Annotated in this window: 10 protein-coding genes; all 10 read right to left on the reverse strand. The window is 45.7% G+C overall.

The window, feature by feature from the left end:
• Positions 1-69: 69 nt before the first annotated feature.
• Positions 70-387 carry a hypothetical protein gene (locus tag IM500_RS03230; RefSeq protein ID WP_287737672.1) on the reverse strand — a complete coding sequence of 106 codons (318 nt, stop codon included), beginning with the start codon at positions 385-387 and terminating at the stop codon, positions 70-72.
• On the reverse strand, positions 384-839 hold the full coding sequence (locus IM500_RS03235) for a hypothetical protein (RefSeq protein WP_287737673.1): 456 nt from the start codon (positions 837-839) through the stop codon (positions 384-386). The genes IM500_RS03230 and IM500_RS03235 overlap by 4 nt, the downstream gene beginning before the upstream one ends.
• Positions 836-1,099 (reverse strand): DUF3820 family protein, encoded by a 264-nt coding sequence (locus IM500_RS03240; protein WP_287737674.1) that lies wholly within the window; start codon positions 1,097-1,099, stop codon positions 836-838. Before IM500_RS03240 ends, IM500_RS03235 begins: the two co-directional genes overlap by 4 nt.
• Positions 1,096-1,446: a hypothetical protein gene (locus IM500_RS03245; protein WP_287737675.1), complete on the reverse strand. Its 351-nt coding sequence runs from the start codon at positions 1,444-1,446 to the stop codon at positions 1,096-1,098. The genes IM500_RS03240 and IM500_RS03245 overlap by 4 nt, the downstream gene beginning before the upstream one ends.
• A gap of 121 nt (positions 1,447-1,567) precedes the next feature.
• Positions 1,568-1,888, reverse strand: coding sequence for a helix-turn-helix domain-containing protein (locus IM500_RS03250; protein ID WP_287737676.1), 321 nt, complete (start codon positions 1,886-1,888; stop codon positions 1,568-1,570).
• The gene (locus IM500_RS03255) at positions 1,885-2,058 is read right to left on the reverse strand and encodes a hypothetical protein (RefSeq protein WP_287737677.1); all 174 of its coding nucleotides are present in this window, start codon (positions 2,056-2,058) and stop codon (positions 1,885-1,887) included. Before IM500_RS03255 ends, IM500_RS03250 begins: the two co-directional genes overlap by 4 nt.
• Positions 2,055-2,279, reverse strand: a complete 225-nt coding sequence (locus tag IM500_RS03260) for a hypothetical protein (protein ID WP_287737679.1) — start codon at positions 2,277-2,279, stop codon at positions 2,055-2,057. The genes IM500_RS03255 and IM500_RS03260 overlap by 4 nt, the downstream gene beginning before the upstream one ends.
• Positions 2,276-2,539, reverse strand: coding sequence for a hypothetical protein (locus tag IM500_RS03265; protein WP_287737681.1), 264 nt, complete (start codon positions 2,537-2,539; stop codon positions 2,276-2,278). The genes IM500_RS03260 and IM500_RS03265 overlap by 4 nt, the downstream gene beginning before the upstream one ends.
• Entirely contained in the window at positions 2,536-3,117 is a 582-nt protein-coding gene (locus IM500_RS03270; protein WP_287737682.1) for a hypothetical protein, read from the reverse strand. The genes IM500_RS03265 and IM500_RS03270 overlap by 4 nt, the downstream gene beginning before the upstream one ends.
• Before the next feature lie 84 nt (positions 3,118-3,201).
• On the reverse strand, positions 3,202-3,445 hold a 244-nt coding region (locus IM500_RS03275; protein ID WP_287737683.1), incomplete at its 5' end, for a hypothetical protein.

Raw genomic sequence — 3,445 nt, forward strand, 5'->3', positions numbered from 1 at the left:
CATTCCACACATCAAAGAATGGTTGTGGTGTTTCCCACATATCGGTGGCGGAGCTGTAATGCACGTCGTTCATGGCTTGCTCCTGATGGCTTGCTCTAACTCCACATCCAAATTCCGCAGCCGGGTGTTGTTATCCGTGGCGGGGTTGATGGAGGTTATTTGCACGGGTTCGGCAACGATTTCTTTGCCCGCGAACTGGATAGCTTGGACGCCCAGTAATTCCACTCTAGGGGACACCCAGTTTACCCAAGCCAAGTGCCCGATGTATGAAAGCAACGTAAACACGGCTATGAAGATAAATGTGGCCCCGGCGAGAAGACTGCCCCGTGTAAACATCCACCATAACGGCGATGAGCGTTGGCGATTTAAGGCGACGGTGGTGGTCATAAAGCCCCCTTTACCAAGTCGTCGATGTGATACGCTCTTACGTTTCCTCCGGTGTTTGGGTCATACTTCTTGGCAATTTCCACTGCCCAGCAAGCATCCGCACCGACTTCCATAGCCGCCATCGCCGCTATTTTTCCGCTGCCGATGGCCCAATACTTTAGTGGGATAAGTTCCCCTTCTGTGTGTGTTTCCCCATTGCACCAAACCTTTATATCGCCGCACATATTGATAGCCATAACGGTGAAAGACACGTTGCTATCTTGGGGAATATATTTTTCGCCTTTTAAGATTGCTTCGACAGCAGCTTTACCTTCCACGGCATCGCCGGACACTGCGAAAAAAACATTTTCCCGCAAGAAGACTTTTTGGGCTAGGTCATGCGCTATCCACCCGTTACTCATAACGCGGGAGTCGGCAGCGAGTACGCCATCCTTGTACGCTATTGTGGTCATGACGTTTCTCCTCCAAGCATTTGTCGTTGAATCTCTTGCAGGGCGGCAAGAGGTTTTACTTGCTTAAAAACCATCCAATCGAGGTAATACTCAGGTACTTCCCCGTATTTCAGCCCAGCGTATTTTCCAAAAGTAATACGTTGATTTTTATCGTGGTTTCTCGTTCCAAGGCGGCTATCAATCTCTTTTTGAATAAAATCGGGAGTAAACCGTCCGTTGTAAAAACTTAGGTTCGTGATGGTGGTAGTAACGGCGGTCATGACTCTACTCCTAGTTTTTCCCGCATTTCTTCCAGTTTAGCCCGGAGGTCGGCGGCTTGGTTGATGAGGTTGTTACAATCCATTAAAATGGTTGATATTTCATTAGCTTCGTCGGGTTTTTTTGTTACTGAAAAGTTAAAGTTCTTATTAAAAGCAACTTTGTCCCGGTGTTTGATGATCAAAGTTTCCCATGTCCCGTGCCGAAAATACATTGCTGGGTAGTCTTGCGTGGCAACAATTATCGCGTCACCATCCAATGCCACCCGCACATCACAAAAGCCCGTGTCCTGATAAGACTTTGGAAGGGTGCGAAGGGCCATTAGGACACCTCTAAATGTGTGTTTCATGGTTTTTCTCCCTGTGTGGCTGTCTCTCCCCGCCACGCCCGGCCAAAATCGGACACTTGTTGGAGGCGTTTCTCATAGGGTGTTAGCAACACCCAAATGAGAAAACAAAGCAAAGCGTAGTTCATGGTTTTTCTCCCCACTCTTTAAAAGTCTTGATTGCGATTTTTATAAAGTCTTTATCTCTTTGCTTTAAAGTTCTATAATCTCTAACAAGAACATCTACTTCTTCGTCCCCTGTTTTAATTTCTTCCCCAAAAAATCGGGAAACACTAACCTCAAAAACTTCAGCAAGTGCTTGTACTAACATCACACCGGGGTTAATAGATGCTCCCTTTTCAATTGACCATAAATGAGCCTTTGAGCAGTTAACTTTTTCAGCAAGTTGTTGTAAGGACAAGCCACTTTCGGCGCGAAGGTGTCTTAGGGTCATGGAAATGGTCATTTTTCTTCTCCGGCATGTGCTTTTAAAAACTCAATGGCAGTTTTATCCCCGGCAAGATAACCTTTCACCATACGCTCTTTCAATTCATGCTCAAAAGATGAAACCGCACGATTAGTAAGCATCTTGATGATAATATTTGCGTACTCTAACTGCTCTTGCAGGTTACTCATGGTTTTTCTCCTGCTTCCGCCTTCACAAACTCGGCGGGTGTTTTTGCCCCGGCGAGGTAAAGTTCAGCCATTTTGTCCATAAGGCGGTCTTCAAACGTCACGTCACCCTCGTGCGAAACGCTGTAATCGCCAGCATAGCACTGCCTACATGTCCGGTCTCTTTTGTAGAACCGCCGGATAATCTCTTCCGCGTACTCTAGTTGCTCTTGCAGTTGTGTCATGGCTTTTCTCCCTCGTCGGTGTTCGGAACCAAGGTCTTTACGTCCACGCGCTGCTTAAAGTGCACCATTTTAACGTCTATGCCTTTCTCGTCGGCAACAAGCTGGGCATATGGCCTAAGGCTTTCCATCCGGGATAGGTCGGTCCCTATAAAGGGAAGTGGCATCCCTTCAAAAATTCCCCCTAGCACACCTTCTTTGCCGTCGGTTTCGGTGGCAATATAGGCGTAGATTTCGTTTATTTTGAGCTGGTGGTCGCTCATGACTTCTCTCCTTCGTCGCTTAATTCACTAATTTTTTGTTTTATTTTAATTATGCGTTTGTCTGCTGCAGCAAGTAAACCGTCTAAAATAGTTTCGTTTAATTCTAATAATTCGGAATCAGGAAACTGAAAATCAACCAATTTAAATGTTCCGTATCCCATAAACCCCGTTCTAAAATGTATTGCTTCGATATAAGCAATTAGGTTGCTGTAACCAATATCTTCTCCTTCTTCGGCTTTAACCCATACGCGGCCTTCCTCAAGAGTTTTGCAAAAATTCTCAATACGTTCTAATTGATAAAAAAGATCAAGTTGACGCTTTAATTTGTGGATATCTTTCATCTCAATTCCTTTCCTTTCCTTTCCTTCGTTGGTGATCGGGGTTGAGCTAGGGGACTGTGGGGGTGGCGGTAGGGGCATCCAAGAACAAGGGGCATACGAATCTTCTCTAAAATTTATCCAGCCGGCAAACGGGTCAAACCAAACAACCGCCATCTCTTTCTGATTTATAGTTGAACAAAATACTAAGATATCTGTCCCATCTTTCGGAGCCGTCTCAATAGGTTGCCATTGAGTCATGACTTTTCTCCATGAAAACAAAGATTAGTCATGCGGCTATAAACGTACTTTCTATCCAGCCAAACGCTTCCTATCTCACTCATCTCAATCCCTCCCCTCTTCATCATTGGCGTACAGTTTCTTAACCACGGGCGGGTTAAGGTACGCATCGGCGGCCTCAAACTCTAATGTACTGGTGACAAAAAACGCAACGTGCGGCGGACAGCTTTTGATTATTTTAATCAGGCGGCTCAAGTAAAACCACGCCTTCTCTTTTTCTATGCGCTCGCGTTCCTGTTCGCGCAGGGAAAACTCCAGCTTGGTTTCGGCGGTTTGATGGTTCATAATA

It is taken from the genome of Microcystis sp. M179S2 (assembly GCF_020245805.1).
Lineage (GTDB): Bacteria > Cyanobacteriota > Cyanobacteriia > Cyanobacteriales > Microcystaceae > Microcystis > Microcystis aeruginosa.

What these genes read in the sequence shown, in the direction of transcription:
- IM500_RS03235 (WP_287737673.1), bottom strand. Translation starts at nt 839, where the DNA reads ATGACCACAATAGCGTACAAGGATGGCGTACTCGCTGCCGACTCCCGC.
- IM500_RS03230 (WP_287737672.1), bottom strand. Translation starts at nt 387, where the DNA reads ATGACCACCACCGTCGCCTTAAATCGCCAACGCTCATCGCCGTTATGG.
- IM500_RS03270 (WP_287737682.1), bottom strand. Translation starts at nt 3,117, where the DNA reads ATGACTCAATGGCAACCTATTGAGACGGCTCCGAAAGATGGGACAGAT.
- IM500_RS03240 (WP_287737674.1), bottom strand. Translation starts at nt 1,099, where the DNA reads ATGACCGCCGTTACTACCACCATCACGAACCTAAGTTTTTACAACGGA.
- IM500_RS03265 (WP_287737681.1), bottom strand. Translation starts at nt 2,539, where the DNA reads ATGAGCGACCACCAGCTCAAAATAAACGAAATCTACGCCTATATTGCC.
- IM500_RS03250 (WP_287737676.1), bottom strand. Translation starts at nt 1,888, where the DNA reads ATGACCATTTCCATGACCCTAAGACACCTTCGCGCCGAAAGTGGCTTG.
- IM500_RS03245 (WP_287737675.1), bottom strand. Translation starts at nt 1,446, where the DNA reads ATGAAACACACATTTAGAGGTGTCCTAATGGCCCTTCGCACCCTTCCA.
- IM500_RS03255 (WP_287737677.1), bottom strand. Translation starts at nt 2,058, where the DNA reads ATGAGTAACCTGCAAGAGCAGTTAGAGTACGCAAATATTATCATCAAG.
- IM500_RS03260 (WP_287737679.1), bottom strand. Translation starts at nt 2,279, where the DNA reads ATGACACAACTGCAAGAGCAACTAGAGTACGCGGAAGAGATTATCCGG.